Genomic DNA, 15754 nt, shown 5'->3' with positions numbered 1-15754 from the left:
CCGTCATCGGTACAGCTGTGATTCACACGTCCGTACTTGGCTAATCCTCTGTTGCCCGGCCCGCTCGCCACTGCTCGACGCTCTCGGCAAGCCACGTGGCGTTCGCGGGTGAGGAAAGCAAGTAGTTGGTCTCCACCATCGCATCCCAGTCTTCTTGGCTGACCAGGATGGCGTTACCCCGCCGGGAGACGATCTCGATGGGGGCGTGGTCGGCGTTGACGCGTTCAATCAGGAAAAACAGATTCTTGCGGGCCTCGCCGGCGCTGATTGCGGCAGTCACAATGCCTCTCGAAAGTCGTGCCGAATACGGTACCGCCCGCGCGATGCTCGTCCGAGCATTGAGGACATGGTCGACGAGGAAGCGGCGGGCCGGTTCCTCGTCAACCAAGGAGGACTCGTCAGCTGGCTGGTTGCAGGGAGACCTCGCTGGGGACGGGGGCTGCCGTGCCGGTGGTTTCGTCGACGGTGTGCATGCGGGCCTCAGCGAGGTCGAAGTACAAGCCTGTGAGGGTGAGGCGGCCGGCGGCTTCGGCCTCGCGGACGGTGGGGTAGGTGCGCAGGTTGGCCAGCTGCTGGGCGACGTTCGTGGTGACGCAGTGCTGCTCGCCGTCGCAGGTGGTGAAGTCGGTGCCGGACTGGCGCAGCCAGCGGCCCAGGGCGCTGTCGGGGGCGAAGCCGCCGGTCGTCAGGGCGCGGACGGCGCCGCAGCCGGAGTGGCCGCAGACGGTGATGGTGCGGACGTTGAGGGCCTGCACGGCGAACTCGATGGCCGCGCCGACCGACGAGTCGCCCTCGCCGTGTCTGGGGACGATGTTGCCGACATTGCGGACGCAGAAGAGGTCGCCCGGGCCGCTGGTGGTGATCAGGTTGGGCACGAGGCGGGAGTCGGCGCAGGTGATGAAGAGCTGCTCCGGGTCCTGGCCGTCGCGGGCCAGGCCGGCCAGCTGCGGGCGGACGAGCGGGGCCACGCTGCGTTCGAACTCCTGGATGCCGGCGGCCATGGCGTCGCGTTTCTGCCGGTCCCGGTCCTGCCATTGCGACCAGGAGCCGAAGCGCCGCGGCGTCGTCTTGCCGTCGCCCAGCCGTCCACGGGTCGCTTTGTGGAACCACCCGTCGTGGGTCTCTCTGATCGCGACGGTTCCGCCGGCCTTGCTGTACGCCTCGCGCCAGTCGTCGATGATCTGGAAGGCGCCGTGGTCGAGATAGTCGAGGTGCAGCTCGACGGCGACGGACCGGCCGGCCGGGATGGCGGCGAGCGTGCGGGCCACCCGGCCGGAGCCGACGAACGCCAGTGTCCCGGTGAGACTGACGACCCACTCGTCCGATTCGCCTGATGCGAAGGACCGGATCTCGCATCGCGCGACGCGCCACAACATCACCACGACCGCGGCCGCCAACCCCAAGGCCACTCCGGTGAGCAGGTCGGTCGCGACAACCCCGACGGCGGTGATCAAATAGGTCGGCAGCTCGCGGTGACGGGCGTACGTCCGGATCTGAGCCAGGCTGATCAGCCGCAGCCCGACCACCACCAGCACGGCCGCCAGTGCGGCCATCGGAATCATCTCGAGCATGCTCGCGGCGAGCAGCACGCAGAGCGCGACCCACACGCCGTGCAGGATGGCCGAGGCGCGGGTGCGGGCTCCGGCGCCGACGTTGGTCGAGCTGCGGACGATGACGCCGGTGATGGGCAGGCCGCCGAGCAGGCCGGAGGCGGTGTTGCCGGCGCCCTGGGCGATCAGTTCCCGGTTGAGGTCGGCCCGCGGCCCGTCGTGCATGCGGTCCACGGCGACGGCCGAGAGCAGCGATTCGACGCTGGCGACGAGGGCGATGGTCAGCACGGCAAGGGCGATCTCGCCGATCCCGGCGTCGGGCCAGCGCGGGAACACCAGCTCGGAGAGGGGGTGGTCGGGCAGTTCGACCCGTTGCACGTCGGCCCCGATGACCGAGGCCACCACGGTGGTGACGACGACCGCGATCAGCGCGGCCGGCAGCAGGGACGTACGGACCAGGCGCGGCCAGAGCAGCAGCAGGCCGATGGTGAGCAGGCCGAGCAGCACCGACGCGCCGTGTATGCCGGCGATCTGGGCCGGCAGCTCGCGCAGGTTGTGCCAGGCGTCGCTCTGCGGGGCGCCGCCGAGGACCACGTGGATCTGGCTGAGCGCGATGACCAGGCCGATGCCGGCGAGCATGCCGTGCACCACGGCCGGGGACAGCGCGAGGGCGGCTCGGCCCAGACGGGCCAGACCCAGCAGGATCTGTACGCCGCCGGCCAGCGCGACGATCGCCGCGGTGGCCGCGAATCCGTAGTCGGCGATGGTGCCGGCGACGATGACGGTGAGTCCCGCGGCGGGCCCACTGACTTGCAACGGCGCCCCACCGAGGGCGCCGACCACGATCCCGCCCACCACCGCGGCCACCAGCCCGGCGAGCAGCGGCGCACCGGAGGCTGCGGCGATACCCAGGGACAGCGGAATCGCGATCAGGAACACCACGATCGACGCCGGCACGTCATGACGGAATACCTTCAAGACGGACATGCCGGAAATGTACCGGTGGCGGGTTAACCAGCCGTTACGGCACGAGCACCCCCAGGTAAGCCACAGGATGTTGCCTGCCGACGCTCAGCTGGCCGGCCGGTTATCCACAGTGCGTCCCGTTGTCCACAGGCCGCCCGCACGATCTTGCGTTTTTGCGGCAGGCTGTGTGGTAGGACGGGGGCCCCCTTGGGAGGGCGGGCCCTGCGGGTGGGGGTGCTCGCGGGTGATTGTGCTGGTCAGGCGGTGGGCTTCCAGACGTCCTGGTTGGCCTCGTACATCTCGCGCAGGATGGCCGGGACGTCGTAGGTCAGCTTCCAGTCCGGGTAGTGCTCCTCGAAGCGGGCCGTGCTGCTGATCCACCACTGGTGGTCGCCGGTGCGGGCCTGGTCGACGTAATCGGTCTTGGCCTCGAGGCCGGTGATCTCGGAGGCGATCTGGAAGGCCTCGATGTGTGAGCAGTTGGAGAAGCGGCCGCCGCCCATGTTGTAGACCTCGGCCACCCGGGGGGCCTTGTGGAACGCCTCGAACGCGGTGACCAGGTCGTGCGAGTGGATGGCGTCGCGGACCATCTTCCCCTTGTAGCCGTAGATGTGGTAAGTCCGCTGCTCCATCACGCAGCGCATCACGTAGGCCAGGAAGCCGTGCAGCTCGGCCGCCGAGTGGCCGGGGCCGGTCAGCGTGCCGCCGCGGAAGATGGCGGTCGGCAGGTCGAAGTAGCGGCCGTACTCCTGCACCATCACGTCGGCCGCGACCTTGGAGGCGCCGAAGACCGAGTGCAGGGTCTGGTCGATCGACATCTGTTCGGTGATGCCGCCGTAGAACTCGTGGTCTTCAGGAAGTTCATAGCGAGACGAATGCTCGACCAGGGGCAGGCGGTTGGGCGTGTCGCCGTACACCTTGTTGGTCGAGGTGAAGATGAACGGCGCCGTGGGCGCGTGCTGGCGGACCGCCTCGAGCATGTTGAGGGTGCCGCCCGCGTTGACGTCGAAGTCGGTGAACGGCTCCTTGGCGGCCCAGTCGTGGCTGGGCTGGGCGGCGGCGTGGATGACGAGCCCGATGTTCTTGCCGTAGCGGGCCAGCAAGGAAGAAACGCCCTCGCGGTCGCGGATGTCGAGGGTGTGGTGCGTGTAGCGGTCGCCGACCTCCTTGACCAGGCGATCCAGGTTCCACCGGGTGGAGCCGTCGGCGCCGAAGAAGTACTGGCGCATGTCGTTGTCGATGCCGACCACGTCCATGCCGAGACCGGCGAAATGCCGGACGGACTCGGAGCCGATCAGGCCGGCGGACCCTGTGACCACGACGACGCTGCTCATCACAAACCTCCCGGTTAGAGAACGCGGCCGAGGTTACAGGGTGTGTGCATCAACGCAGGGGACCGGGGGAAACGTCTTTAGTCCGATTAAGGGTGGCGGCGGGGTGGTTGGACGGGGAATGTTCGGCGCGAGCTGGAAATGGGCACGGAACAGGATCGGTACATGTGATGGCGAGGCTCGGAGCGAAGTCGGGCTAGGAACAAGGCGGTCTCATGACAGAATCTCTGAGCGTCACGGCAAGCGAGGCGCCCCGGGCCGAGGAGCTCACCCTCGGCGCCGAGGAGGAGCTGCACGTCGTCGACCTGGTCACCCGGGAGCTGGTGCCACGGGCCCAGGAGGTGCTCGACCAGCTCGACCCGGCCGGTTTCTCGGCCGAGCTGCACCGCTCCGTGGTCGAGACGAACACCCCGGTCAGCCACACCCTGGACGATCTGCGCGAGGGCATCGCGGGCCGCCGGCGCGAGGCGATCACGGTCGCCGAGTCGCTCGGGCTGGGCCTGGTCGCCGCGGGCACGGTCCCGCTGGTCGACCTGGAGTCACTGCCCGTGACGCCGACCTCGCGCTACCGGCGGATGCTCGACGACTACCAGCTGCTGGCCCGCGAGCAGTTGATCTGCGGGGCCCAGGTGCATGTCGGCGTGCCCGACCGGGACGAGGCGGTCGCCGTGACCCAGCGGGTCACCTCGGCTCTGCCCACCCTGCTGGCGTTGTCGACCAGCTCGCCGTACTGGATGGGTGAGGACTCCGGCTACGCGAGCGTGCGCTCGCTGGTCTGGCTGCGCTGGCCGACGGCCGGCGACCCCGGTGTGATCAATTCGGCCGCCGAGCACGACCAGCTCGTGGCCGATCTGATCGCCTCGGGCACGATCACCGACCCCAAGATGGTCTATTTCGACGTACGCCCGTCGGCCCACGTGCCGACCGTGGAGCTGCGCGTCACCGACTCCAGCCCGGACGTGGACACGGTCGTGCTGCTGGCCGGGCTGTTCCGCGGCCTCGTGCTGCGGGCCCAGCAGGACTACCGCGCCGGGCGGCCTTTCGAGCGGGTGCGGCCGCCGCTGCACCGGGCCGCGATGTGGCGGGCCGCCCGTTCCGGCCTGGAGGGCGACCTGCTCGACCTGCCCCGCTCGCCCGAGCCGGTCGCGGCCGCGCTCGCGGTCGAGCGGCTGGTCGGCGACCTGCGCCCCCAGCTGGAGGAGCTGGGCGACTGGGAGCAGGTCTTCGACCTGTCGGTGCGGGCGCTCAGCCGAGGCAGCTCGGCCGCCCGCCAGCGCCGGGCCATGTCCCGCCGGGGCCGGATCTCCGACGTGGTCGACCTGCTCGTGGCCGACACGCGGGGCGGCGCCACCGGCATCGGACCGGAGGGCCAGTCGGTGCCGGCGGGGCTGTTCCCGTACGCGCGAAGCGGCGACGAGGCGTTCACGGACGGGGAGCCCACGGAGGCGTACGCCGGGGTGGTCAATGTCCTGAAGGCCCTGGGCTCGGCCGGCCTGCGCCGCCGCGAGGACGCGCGCGACGACGAGCAGCGGCAGCGCGGCATCACGTTCAGCGTGGCCGGCGAGGCCGCCACCCGGCTGTTCCCGTTCGACCTGGTGCCGCGGATCGTGCCGGCCGAGGACTGGAACGGGCTGCGGGGCGGGCTGGTCCAGCGGGTGCGCGCGCTCGACCTGTTCATCCAGGACGTGTACGGGGACCGGGAAGTGGTCCGCGACGGCGTCGTGCCCGAATGGGTGATCGACGGGTCGCCGGAGCTGCGGCCGAGCGGCGCGCTGGTGAACCACGAGGGCGTCCGGGCCCAGGTGGCCGGCGTCGACCTCGTACGGAACCAGGCGGGTGACTGGTGTGTGCTCGAGGACAACCTGCGGGTGCCGTCCGGCATCGCCTACGCCATGCAGAACCGCCGGCTCACCCACGCCGTGCTGCCGGAGCTGCCCGAGCCGCCCGGCCTGATCTCCGTCGAGGACACTCCGGCCCTGCTCAAGCGGGCCCTGATCGAGTCGGCCCGGCCGGCCGCCGGGGACGATCCGAAGATCGTCGTGCTGAGCCAGGGGCCGGACGACTCGGCCTGGTTCGAGCACAAGATGCTGGCCGACGAGATGGGCGTGCCGATCGTGCGCAGCACCGAGCTGTTCGTGGACGACGACGTCGTCTACCGGATGCGCGGCGGCAAGCGCTACCGGGTGGACGTCGTCTACCTGCGGATGGGCGAGGACAGCCTGGTCCACTCGCCCGGCGCGGACGGCATGCCGCTGGGCCCGAGCCTGGTCATGGCGCTGCACGCGGACACGGTGGTGCTGGCCAACGCGCTCGGCAACGGCATCGGCGACGACAAGGCCGTGTACGCGTACGTGCCCAAGCTGATCGAGTACTACCTGGGCGAGAAGCCGCTGCTGGCCGACGTGCCGACCTATCTCTGCGGCATCCCGGAGCAGCGGGCCGAGGTCCTCGACCGGCTCGACCAGCTGGTCTGCAAGCCGGTGGACGGCTACGGCGGTGACCGGATCGTCATCGGTCCCCATGCCACTGCGGAAGATCTGGCGGCGGTACGGCGTCAGATCCGTACCGCGCCGCACCGATGGGTGGCCCAGGAGGTCGTACAGCTCTCCACCCACCCGGTCTTCGACGGCCACCAGCTCGCCCCGCGCCACGTCGACCTGCGGGCCTTCGTCTTCACCGGGCGGGAGTCGGTGGTCGCGCCGGCCGGGCTGACCCGGGTCGCCCCGGCCGGCAGCATGATCGTCAACTCGTCGCGGGGCGGCGGCTCCAAGGACACGTGGCTGCTCTCATAAGGAGGTTGTTGTATGTGTGGGATCGCCGGTGAAATCCGGTACGACAGTCGTGCGGCCGATCACGAGGCCGTCCGGCGGATGCTGCCGTGCTTGGAGTCGCGCGGTCCGGACGGTGAGGGGCTCTGGCACCGGGGGCCGGTCGCCTTCGGTCACCGCCGTTTGAAGATCATCGACCTGTCCGAGGCCGGTGGGCAGCCGATGACCGACGAGGACCTGGGCCTCACCCTGGTCTTCAACGGGTGCATCTACAACTACAAGGACTTGCGCGCTTCTCTTGTCGCCGAGGGCTACAAGTTCTTCTCCACCTCGGACACCGAGGTGATCATCAAGGCGTACCACCGGTGGGGCGCCGACTGTGTCAGCCACTTCCTCGGCATGTTCGCCTTCGCGATCGTCGAGCACGACACCGGCACGGTCACGCTGGCCCGCGACCGGCTCGGGATCAAGCCGCTCTACCTGGCCGAGACGCCGGGCCGGCTGCGCTTCGCCTCGACGCTGCCGGCGCTGCTGGCCGCGGGCGACGTCGACAAGTCGATCGACAAGGTCGCGCTCCAGCACTACATGACCTTCCACTCCGTGGTGCCGGCCCCCAGGACCATCATCGCGGGCGTACGGAAACTGCCGCCGGCCACCGTGCGGACCATCCGGACCGACGGGTCGTCGACCGACCGGGTCTACTGGGAGGCCTCGCACACGCGCCGGCCCGACATCGCCGACGCCGAATGGCCCGAGCTCATCCACGAGAAGCTCAAGGTCGCCGTCGAGCGCCGGATGGTGGCCGACGTGCCGGTCGGGGTGCTGCTCTCCGGTGGCATCGACTCCAGCTACATCGTGGCCCTGCTGGCCGAGCAGGGTCAGCGCGGCCTGACCACGTTCAGCATCGGCTTCGAGGCGGCCGGCGGTGAGACCGGCGACGAGTTCGCCTACTCCGACATCGTGGCCAAAGAGTTCGACACCGTGCACCACCAGATCCGGATCGGCAAGGACCGGTTCCTGCCCGCGGTCGACCGGACGGTGGCGGCGATGGCCGAGCCGATGGTCAGCCACGACTGCATCGCCTTCAACCTGCTCAGCGAGGACGTCTCCAAGCACGTCAAGGTCGTGCAGTCGGGGCAGGGCGCGGACGAGATCCTGGCCGGCTACAGCTGGTATCCGCCGCTGGACGGCATACCTTACGACCAGGCCGTCTCCGCGTACGCCCGGGAGTTCTTCGACCGCCCGTACAGCCGCCTGGCCCAGCAGCTGAACCCGGACTGGCTGCTCGACCACGACGTGAGCCGGGAGTTCGTGGCCGCCAGCTTCGGCCGGCCCGGGGCCGACACCGCGGTCGACGCGGCCCTGCGCCTCGACTCTCAGGTCATGCTGGTCGACGACCCGGTCAAACGGGTCGACAACATGACTATGGCGTGGGGACTGGAAGCTCGCGTACCGTTCCTCGACCATGAGTTGGTCGAGCTGGCCGCGGCCTGCCCGCCCGCACTGAAACTCGCGCACGGAGGCAAGGGGGTTCTGAAGCAAGCGGCCCGCGGGGTCGTGCCCGACGAGGTGATCGACCGCACGAAGGGATACTTCCCGGTCCCGGGCATCCGGCACCTCGAAGGGGCGATGCTGGACAAGGTCCGCGACGCGCTGCACGCGCCGGCCGCGCGGGAGCGGGCGCTGTTCCGGCCGGAGTACGTCGACGCGTTGCTGGCCGACCCGAACACCCCGCGCACGACACTCGGCGCCAACCAGCTGTGGCAGCTGGCGCTGCTGGAGATGTGGCTCCAGGACAAGGGAGTCTAGCCATCGAGGGAGGAACCGTATGACCGACGTAGCTGTGCTGCCCCTAGGGTTTTCTCCCCTCGCGAAACCGATCCCCCCGGAATTCTCCGGGAGCTGGTCGCCCACCCTGTCACCGGACGGGCGGCACTGCGCGTACGTCTCGGACCGCAGTGGCCGCCCCCAGGTGTGGGTCCAGCCGGTCGGCAGCGACCTGGCGTTCCTCGTCGACACCGGCGAGGCGCCGGTCGCGGCGGTCCAGTGGTCGACCGGGGGCGGCTGGCTCGCCTGCTCGGTCGCGCCGGGCGGGGCGCCCCGGCACGAGGTGTGGCTGGTCCGGCCGGACGGCTCCGCGCTGCACCAGGTGGCCGGCTTCGGCGCCGACACGGCCGACAACATGCGCTGGCTGCCGGGCCGGTCGCTGCTGGCGCTCACCGAGAACCTGACGACGGCGCTGCTCATCGACCCGGTCAGCGGCGACCGCACGATCGTCGGCACGGGCGAGCTGATCTCCCTCCTGGACGTGGCGGAGGGCCGCGCACTGATCCGGGTGGGGCCGCGCGGCAGCCGCCACATCGCGATCCGCGACCTGGCCACCGGGGTCGACTCCTACGTGACCGCGGGCGAGCAGGCAGTCTTCGGGCCGGACGGCACGACCGTCTACGCGCGCAGCGAGACCGGCGAGTTCCCGGTGCTCGTCCGGGTCCGCTCCTCCTCGGCCGAGATCGTCGCCACCTCCGAGAACGCCGAGGCCGAGTCCTTCACCCTCACCTCCGACGGACGTCGCGCGGCGGTGCTCTGGAACGTGCGCGGCGGCGAGTCCGAGGTCTCCCTGATCGACCTGGACGGCGACGAGATCGCCTGGCGCCGGCTCGCCCCGCTGCCCGGGACGGTGGTCAGCGGGCTCGCCTGGAGCCACGACGGGTCGGCCCTCGCCTTCACCGCCGAGGGCCCGGGCCAGCCGCACGGCGTGTGGGTCGCCACGGACGACGGCCTGGTGCCGGTGTCGGCCGAACCGGCCGGGCCGGGCTCGGTCACCCCGACCCTGGAGACGTTCCAGGCCCACGACGGGCTCACCCTCACCGGATGGCTGTTCCGGCCGGACAGCCCGGGGCCGCACCCCACAGTGATGTGGTTCCACGGCGGTCCCGAGGCGCAGGAGCGACCCGGTCACGGGCCGCTCTTCCAGTCACTGGTGGCCCGCGGCATCGCGGTCTTCGCCCCGAACGTGCGCGGCTCGTCCGGCTTCGGGCGCGGCTTCGTCAACGCGGACAACGTCGAGCTGCGCTACGGGGCGATCGAGGACGTGCGTACGGCCGCGCATTTCCTGATGGGGACCGGGATCGCCTCGCGGCTGGGGATCATGGGGCGGTCGTACGGGGGCTATCTCACCCTGGCCGCCCTGGTGACCTATCCGGACCTGTTCGACGTGGGCATCGACGTGTGCGGGATGTCGAACTTCGCGACGTTCTACGAGCACACCGAGCCGTGGATCGCCGCCGCGGCCGTGTCCAAGTACGGCGACCCGGTGACCGACCGTGAGCTGCTGGCCGACCTGTCCCCGATGACGCGGATCGACCGCCTGCGGGCGCCGCTGATGGTCGTGCACGGCGAGAACGACAGCAACGTGCCCCTCATCGAGGCCGAGCAGGTGGTGGCCTACCTGGCGGCTCATGATCGGCCGCACAAGTTCCTGCTCTTCCCGGACGAGGGGCACGAGTTGCTGCACCGATCGTCCCGGGCCGAGTACATGCGCGAGACGGTCGACTGGCTTACTACGTACCTGCTCTGACCCCTCGACCTGCCGCCCCTCCACCCTCAATCCCCAGCCCGCAACCCCGAACCCGCAACCCGGGCTCCCAACCTCGCGACATTTCGGGCATTAGGGCGGCGTGGCCTCGATTCCACGCCGCCCTTGCTTGTCCTACCGGCCCCTGGCCGTTTACCGGCCTCTTGCCCAGTCGCGGGCGCCGCGGGCGGCCGAGCCGACCAAATCGGCCGCGCCGCCGGCGGCTTTGCGGGCGAAGGTCACCAGCGGGTCGCTCGTGTCGCGCAGGTCGTCGCGGTAGCTGGCCGCGGCCGCCTTGACGTCCGCGGTCACCGACGCATCCCGGTCGTCCTCCCGGCGCGGGTAGTCGCCGCCCAGAATCCGGGCGTACTCCCCGGAGTCCACCCACTTCTGCAGCTCGGCGGCCCGGGCCACCGGCACCGGCTCGCCGCTGAACGCCGTCATCCCGATCTTGTGAATGCTGTCCCGCAGATCGCCGCCACCCTCGTACTCGGCCGCCTGCTCCAGGAAGGTCGCCGTGTCGATCTGCGACAGGTCCCCACCACCGGCCAGCTTCATGAACAGCCGCAGCGACGCCGCCGGATCCTGCGCGGCCAGCAGCCCCGCCCGGTCGGCCGACAGCTCCGCCTTACGCCACCACTCGTACATGGCCGCGATGATCGCCCGAAGCCCGATCACCCCGATCGGCATCCAGCTGACGTTGGTCACCCACCGCGTCAAAATCGTCATGATCGTCTGGTAGACCGCGTGCCCGCTGCGCACATGCCCGAGCTCCCGCCCCAGCAGCGTCCGCAGCTCATCGTCGTCCAGCTTCTCCACCGCCGCCGACGTGATCACGACGAACGGCCGGTCCATGCCGATCGCCTTGCCCCCGATGATCGGCGCCTGGTTGACGTACACCTCAGGCAGCTCGGCGATGTCCAGCGCCGCCGCCGCCTCTTTGTACAGCACATCCACCCGCGGGTATTGCCGCTCGCCGACCCGGATCGCCCCGGCCAGGTACGACAGGCGGAACCCCCGCTCGTTCCACATGCCGAACAGCCCACGAACCACATCGTCGAACCCCCGCAGCTCCCGCAGCGCGGTCAACGCCCCCCGATCCGCCGGATGCTCCCAGGCCCGCGAACTGATCCCGGTCAGCGTGATGCGGGTCCGCGCCGGCGGGTTCCCATCGTCGATAGTCATGTGATCGAGAGTCCCGGATCCGGCCGTTCACCACATCGGCTCCGGGCCGGAAAGCGCACATACCGACTACGACTTTCGGCCGACCGGTGACGCTCACCCGGCTTGCAGATCTTCCTCCTCGTCCTGAGGCTCGGTGATCTCCACCGCGGGCGCCGGGGGCTCGCCGGCCGGGACGACCGCGTCCAGCCGAGCGAAGATCGCCTCTATCTGACGTCGCAGGTCGGACACCATCTCGGCCTCGCCGGCGTACGTCGGTAGATGGACTGGAACGAGAAAGCCGCTGTCGGCTTCGTCGAAGAGCCCCGGCTGGCCGGGCTCGTTGAGGGCGCCGAGCGCTTGCAGCCAGCGTTCGCGGTGCCAGAGCCTCGTGGTCTGAAGCCACAGCGGGCTCAATCCATACCTGGCCCAGGCTCGGGGGAGAAACCCGAACCACATCTGGACGTTGCTGTGCCGGCTTCGTAGGTAGCACCCGTAGTAGAAGCGACCGTGCGACACCTTGCCCGCTGTGGCCACGCGCGAGCCCGATACGGTGGTCAGGCCGTTCTTCGTCGAGTCGATCAGGCGCCGCAGTTGGTTGACCTGCTGCCCGGTGCGCTGATTGAGATCCTGCGAGCGGAGAGGGGCGAATGCGGTGCTGTCCATCGTCTCGGTGAGAGACAGAAGTTGCTCGGCGTCCGCTGCGAGCGTCCGCTCGTCGGCGGCTCGCAGCGCCTCCAGAAGATGTTTGACCACGTATCGCCAACTCGTCAAGATCAGGACGCGATGGTCGTCGATGGCAGTCGAAAAGATGCTTTCCGAGCCGATCGATGAGGGCGCTGGGATCAAGCCGGAGAATTCTGGCAACGCACGGAGCAGTTCGAACCACAACGTCGGCAGGCGAACGCTGGGAGCGACGACCAGGAGCGCCCCGTCCTTGTCGGCGGGCAGCCGCTCGAGATATCCCCACGGCTGCTGGTCAGTAAGACCGGCGGCGAACTTTCCCTCGATCAATAACCGTTCGACGTGATCGCCGTCGTAGGCCATGACGTCCGGCCGGCCCTGATCCTGGCGGCCCGCCTGGCCTACGTACGCCAGGCCCTCGGGCAGTTCGTAGCCGGTCGTCCGGATGAGGCTCGACATTGCGGCTCTGGCGGCAGCGGACCGCATCAGGTAGGCCAACGATTCGGTGGCGATGTTCTCCTCGCTGAAGGCGAATCGCCCTGCGAGGTGACCAAGAAGCCGGCTTTCTGACATGTCTGCAGTATCGCCTGGCTCACTGATGGGTGAGGAGGGTGGCCAGGGAGGTGGCGGGGTGGCCGGTCAGGGTGGGGATGTCGGGGGTGACCTCGGCCAGGTCGCCGGCGGCGATGGCGGTGTAGGTGCTGATCCAGGCGTCGAGCTGCCAGTCGGGGGCGTTGTACTTGCGCCTCGACTCGTAGGCCTCGGGGACGGTCTCGTTCTGGAAGCGTGCGGGGTGGCCGGCGGCGGTGAGGATCTCCGCGGCTTCCGTCAGGGTCAGGGCGGCCGGGCCGGTCAGGGTGTAGGTGTGGCCGGCGTGCGGGGCCGGGTCGGCCAGGACGGCCGCGGCGGCGTCGGCGATGTCGTCCTGGGCGACCACCGCCGCGCGGCCGTCGGCGGCGGGGCCGCGGATGACGCCGTCGTCGCCGACCATGAAGGGCAGGAAGTCGGCGTACAGGTTGTCGCGCAGGAAGGTGAAGGGCAGGCCGGAGGCGCGGATGTGCTGCTCGGTCGCCCAGTGATCGCGGGCCAGGGTGAACGTGGCGTCGGGAGAGGCGCCGGCGAAGGAGATGTAGACGAGGTGCCCGATGCCGGCTGCGGCCGCCGCGTCGACGAACGAGAGGTGCTCGGCCACCCGGTCCGGGGTCTCCGCGGCCGAGACCATGAGGACCGTGTCGCCGCTGGTCAGGGCGCGCCGGACTGCGTCGCCGTCGTCGTAGGTGGCGACCGCGGCGTCGAAGCCGGCCGGTGCGCGGGAGGCGTCCCGGACCAGCAGGCGCAGCGGAGCGTTCAGACGCTGGACGACCCGCCCGCCCAGGCGGCCGGTTGCTCCTGTCACCACGATCATGGGATCAGCCTACGATTCGAGGTAGCGGAGGATGGCCAGGACCCGGCGGTTGTAGTCGCCCGCCACGGCCAGCTCGAGCTTGTCGAAGATGGCCATGACGTGCTTCTCGACGGCGCTCTGCGACACGAAGAGGCGCTCGGCCACCCCGACGTTCGTGTAGCCCGCCGCCATGAGCCGCAGGACATCGCTCTCGCGTGGGGACAGCCTGCTCAACCCCGCGGTGCCCGACATCAGCTGCCGTACGACCTCGGGGTCGAGCGCGGTCGAGCCGGCCGCGACCCGGTCCAGGGCGTCGAGGAAATCCTCGACCTGGGCCACCCGGTCCTTCAGCACGTAGCCGACGCCGTCGGACCGGTCGGCCAGCAGCTGCGAGGCGTACCGCTTCTCGACGTACTGCGAGAGAACCAGCACCCCGGTCCCCGGCCAGCGGCGGCGGATCTCCAGGGCGGCCCGCAGACCGTCGTCGGTGTTGGTCGGCGGCATCCGGACGTCGGTGATCACGACGTCGGGCTGATCCTCCGCCACCACCGCGATCAGCGACTCCGCGTCGGCCACGGCGGCGACCAGCGAGTGGCCCTCGTCGGCCAGCAGCCGTACGAGCCCCTCGCGCAGCAGCGTGGAATCCTCGGCGAGCACTATGCGCACGGCAGTGAGACCCGGATCGTGGTGCCGCCGCCGGGCGGGCTGTCGAGCTCGAAGACGCCGTCCAGCGCGCCCACCCGGTCGGCCAGCCCGCGCAGCCCGGAACCGGAGAGGGAGGCGCCGCCGGCGCCGTCGTCCCGGACCACCATCTCCACCCCGGGCGTCAACAACACGGTGATCACCGTAGCGCCGGCGTGCTTGGCGGTGTTGGTGATGGCCTCACAGGCGACGAAGTAGAGCACGGTCTCGATCTGCCGCGGCGGCCTCTCGGGTAGGCGATAAGTGACCTCCACGGGAACTGACGAGCGCCGGGCGACCATGGTCAGCACGTCCTCGAGCGTGCCGTGCTCGAGCGCGGACGGATAGACCCGCCAGGCCACCTCGCGCAGCTCGTCGATGGCCCGCTGCGCATCGTCGTGGGCCTGCGCGAGCAACTCGGCCGCGCGCGCCGGCGAACGACGGGCCCGGCCCAGCAGCATGCCCAGCGCGACCAGCCGCTGCTGCAGCCCGTCGTGCAGGTCGCGCTCGATCCGCCGCCGCTCGGCGTCGACCGCCGAGATCACCCCGGCCCGGCTGACCGTCAGCTCGGTGATGCGCTGCTCCAGCTCGGAACGGGTGCCCGAGGCCAGCAGCGCCCGGGCGAAGTGTCGATCGAGCGCCACCGTGCTCGCCATCGCCTGCAGATTGAGCAGCAGCAGCGCCGAGCCGAAGAGCAGCTGTTCGAACAGCCCCAGCGGCAACATCTCCCCGAAGACCACAGCCCGCACCACGATGCCGGCCAGCACCACCCCGACCGCCAGCATCCCGATGGTCAAGATGCCGAGGAACGCCGGCAGCAGCCGCGCCGCCAGGAACCGGTAGGCCCGCCGCTCATCGAACGGGATCGGCCCGAGCCCGAGCCGCCGGCGCTCCCAATCGGCCAGCCGCACGGCCCACGGCCGGACCGCGGGAACGATGGCGATCACCAGGAACACCGCCTCGACGATCCCGCTCAGCGCACCGGCGGCGACCGTGCGGATCAGTCGGAGGAGGCGCACCCTAGCCATTCTGCCTCTGCCGCAGCAGGCGGCTACCGATGAAGTAGGCGACCAGCAGTGCGCAGGCCGCGATCACAACGTTCTGGAAGGCGCCCACATAGGGCTCGACCGCAGTCCAGTTGGCCCCGAGCGCATAGCCGGCCAGCACGAAGGTGGAGTTCCAGATCAGGCTGCCGATCGTGGTGCAGAGCAGGAATGTGGACAGCCGCATCCGCTCGACCCCGGCCGGCACCGAGACCAGACTTCGGAAGATCGGGATCATCCGCCCGAGGAACACGGCTTTCGTGCCGTGACGAGCGAACCAGGCTTCCGTACGGTCGAGGTCGCTCACCTTCACCAAGGGCAGCCGGGCGGCGATCGCCCGCACGCGCTCCCGGCCCAGGGCGGCCCCGATGTAGTAGAGGGCGACCGCGCCGACCACGGAGCCGAGCGTGGTCCAGGCGATCGCCGAGACGACGCTCATCCGCCCCTGCCCGGCGGTGAAGCCGGCCAGCGGCAGGATCACCTCGCTCGGGATCGGCGGGAACAGGTTTTCCAGGGCCACGGCGAGCCCGGCGCCCGGCCCGCCGAGCTGCTCCACGAGATCGGTCACGAATGTCGTCATCGAGGTCATGGATCGACCGTAGAAATCGGACG

Annotated in this window: 12 protein-coding genes; 3 read left to right on the top strand and 9 right to left on the bottom strand. The window is 70.1% G+C overall.

Annotated features, from left to right (window positions below; genetic code table 11):
* Positions 1–40 precede the first annotated feature (40 nt).
* From AB0J66_RS16865 to AB0J66_RS16855, 3 genes are all read right to left on the bottom strand, one after another.
* On the bottom strand, positions 41–388 hold the full coding sequence (locus AB0J66_RS16865; RefSeq protein ID WP_364660830.1) for a type II toxin-antitoxin system prevent-host-death family antitoxin: 348 nt from the start codon (positions 386–388) through the stop codon (positions 41–43).
* A gap of 10 nt (positions 389–398) precedes the next feature.
* Positions 399–2537: a SulP family inorganic anion transporter gene (locus AB0J66_RS16860; RefSeq protein WP_364660827.1), complete on the bottom strand. Its 2139-nt coding sequence runs from the start codon at positions 2535–2537 to the stop codon at positions 399–401.
* A 236-nt stretch (positions 2538–2773) separates the two neighbouring features.
* Complete coding sequence (locus AB0J66_RS16855; RefSeq protein ID WP_364660825.1) at positions 2774–3850, bottom strand: NAD-dependent epimerase/dehydratase family protein; 1077 nt, start codon at positions 3848–3850, stop codon at positions 2774–2776.
* A 212-nt stretch (positions 3851–4062) separates the two neighbouring features.
* Here AB0J66_RS16855 and AB0J66_RS16850 point away from each other — a divergent pair, with 212 nt between their 5' ends.
* The 3 genes from AB0J66_RS16850 to AB0J66_RS16840 are packed head-to-tail and all read left to right on the top strand — an operon-like array spanning position 4063 to position 10192.
* Complete coding sequence (locus tag AB0J66_RS16850; protein WP_364660822.1) at positions 4063–6639, top strand: carboxylate--amine ligase/circularly permuted type 2 ATP-grasp protein; 2577 nt, start codon at positions 4063–4065, stop codon at positions 6637–6639.
* Between the two features lie 12 nt (positions 6640–6651).
* Complete coding sequence (locus AB0J66_RS16845; protein ID WP_364660819.1) at positions 6652–8424, top strand: N-acetylglutaminylglutamine amidotransferase; 1773 nt, start codon at positions 6652–6654, stop codon at positions 8422–8424.
* A 19-nt stretch (positions 8425–8443) separates the two neighbouring features.
* Positions 8444–10192 carry a prolyl oligopeptidase family serine peptidase gene (locus AB0J66_RS16840; protein WP_364660816.1) on the top strand — a complete coding sequence of 583 codons (1749 nt, stop codon included), beginning with the start codon at positions 8444–8446 and terminating at the stop codon, positions 10190–10192.
* A gap of 150 nt (positions 10193–10342) precedes the next feature.
* Here the strand turns inward: AB0J66_RS16840 and AB0J66_RS16835 are convergent, their stop codons facing one another.
* From AB0J66_RS16835 to AB0J66_RS16810, 6 genes are all read right to left on the bottom strand, one after another.
* The gene (locus AB0J66_RS16835; protein WP_364660813.1) at positions 10343–11374 is read right to left on the bottom strand and encodes a M48 family metallopeptidase; all 1032 of its coding nucleotides are present in this window, start codon (positions 11372–11374) and stop codon (positions 10343–10345) included.
* Positions 11375–11467: 93 nt separating this feature from the next.
* A complete protein-coding gene (locus AB0J66_RS16830; RefSeq protein ID WP_364660810.1) occupies positions 11468–12607 on the bottom strand; it encodes a hypothetical protein in 1140 nt (379 codons plus the stop codon).
* 19 nt (positions 12608–12626) lie between these two features.
* Complete coding sequence (locus AB0J66_RS16825; protein ID WP_364660807.1) at positions 12627–13439, bottom strand: NAD(P)H-binding protein; 813 nt, start codon at positions 13437–13439, stop codon at positions 12627–12629.
* Between the two features lie 9 nt (positions 13440–13448).
* Positions 13449–14084, bottom strand: coding sequence for a response regulator transcription factor (locus AB0J66_RS16820; protein ID WP_364660804.1), 636 nt, complete (start codon positions 14082–14084; stop codon positions 13449–13451).
* Positions 14075–15118, bottom strand: coding sequence for a histidine kinase (locus AB0J66_RS16815; RefSeq protein WP_364660802.1), 1044 nt, complete (start codon positions 15116–15118; stop codon positions 14075–14077). The genes AB0J66_RS16820 and AB0J66_RS16815 overlap by 10 nt, the downstream gene beginning before the upstream one ends.
* A 1-nt stretch (position 15119) precedes the next feature.
* A complete protein-coding gene (locus tag AB0J66_RS16810; RefSeq protein WP_364661207.1) occupies positions 15120–15722 on the bottom strand; it encodes a DedA family protein in 603 nt (200 codons plus the stop codon).
* Between the last annotated feature and the right edge of the window lie 32 nt (positions 15723–15754).

Source organism: Actinoplanes sp. NPDC049598 (genome assembly GCF_040675435.1).
Classification (GTDB): domain Bacteria; phylum Actinomycetota; class Actinomycetes; order Mycobacteriales; family Micromonosporaceae; genus Actinoplanes.
This window is presented reverse-complemented; position numbering and strand designations above follow the sequence as displayed.

Coding starts and splice junctions, on each gene's coding strand:
- AB0J66_RS16830 (WP_364660810.1), bottom strand. CDS start 12,607: ATGTCAGAAAGCCGGCTTCTTGGTCACCTCGCAGGGCGATTCGCCTTC.
- AB0J66_RS16860 (WP_364660827.1), bottom strand. CDS start 2,537: ATGTCCGTCTTGAAGGTATTCCGTCATGACGTGCCGGCGTCGATCGTG.
- AB0J66_RS16845 (WP_364660819.1), top strand. CDS start 6,652: ATGTGTGGGATCGCCGGTGAAATCCGGTACGACAGTCGTGCGGCCGAT.
- AB0J66_RS16825 (WP_364660807.1), bottom strand. CDS start 13,439: ATGATCGTGGTGACAGGAGCAACCGGCCGCCTGGGCGGGCGGGTCGTC.
- AB0J66_RS16840 (WP_364660816.1), top strand. CDS start 8,444: ATGACCGACGTAGCTGTGCTGCCCCTAGGGTTTTCTCCCCTCGCGAAA.
- AB0J66_RS16850 (WP_364660822.1), top strand. CDS start 4,063: ATGACAGAATCTCTGAGCGTCACGGCAAGCGAGGCGCCCCGGGCCGAG.
- AB0J66_RS16835 (WP_364660813.1), bottom strand. CDS start 11,374: ATGACTATCGACGATGGGAACCCGCCGGCGCGGACCCGCATCACGCTG.
- AB0J66_RS16810 (WP_364661207.1), bottom strand. CDS start 15,722: ATGACGACATTCGTGACCGATCTCGTGGAGCAGCTCGGCGGGCCGGGC.
- AB0J66_RS16855 (WP_364660825.1), bottom strand. CDS start 3,850: ATGAGCAGCGTCGTCGTGGTCACAGGGTCCGCCGGCCTGATCGGCTCC.